Source organism: Herbiconiux daphne (genome assembly GCF_024979295.1).
GTDB lineage: Bacteria > Actinomycetota > Actinomycetes > Actinomycetales > Microbacteriaceae > Herbiconiux > Herbiconiux daphnes.
The window spans coordinates 1-569 of record NZ_JANLCJ010000637.1 but is presented as its reverse complement, the minus strand read 5'-3'; the positions used below and the strand labels follow the sequence as shown (position 1 = coordinate 569).

The 569-nt window shown below is 41.8% G+C and carries 2 protein-coding genes; both read left to right on the top strand.

Going from position 1 to position 569, the window contains the following annotated elements:
• A partial coding sequence (locus N1032_RS26890; protein ID WP_259543743.1) for a hypothetical protein occupies positions 1-296 on the top strand: 296 nt, incomplete at its 5' end.
• An 11-nt stretch (positions 297-307) separates the two neighbouring features.
• A partial coding sequence (locus N1032_RS26885; RefSeq protein WP_259543741.1) for a lytic transglycosylase domain-containing protein occupies positions 308-569 on the top strand: 262 nt, incomplete at its 3' end.

Sequence of the window (569 nt, the reverse complement as noted above, 5' to 3'; positions counted from 1 at the left end):
CTTGTGCTATGATTGGTGGTCCATGGGGTGCTGTTGCAGGTGGTGTTATTGGTGGTGTATCTGGTTTGTTCTCAGATGCTGAACTGAAAGACAACATCAAGCTGAAAGGTAAAACCAAATCCGGTGATGCAGTGTATGACTGGGAATGGAATGAGAAAGGTAAGAAGAAAGGTCTTAAAGGTAAGTCAACTGGTGTTCTCGCTCAGCGTACTCCAGATGCAGTCGCTGGCAAACGTCAGGGTGCTCTTACTGTAGATTATGACAAAACTTCTGTCAAACCTAAGATTAAAAAATAAGGAGTACGTAGATGGCTGATTACAGTGATCTCATTAAAAAGTACTCCAAGAAATATGGCGTACCTGAGAAATTAATTCAACAGCTCATTAACGTAGAATCCTCCGGTGATGCAGGTGCAGTATCTCCAACAGGCCCAGTGGGTCTAATGCAGGTATCATCTGCTGTAGCTAAAGAAGCTGGATACTCTAAATCTGATATGTATGATCCTGAAAAGAACATAGATGCGGGTGTAAAGTATCTGGCTAGTAATTTAAAAGCATTTAAAGGCAATG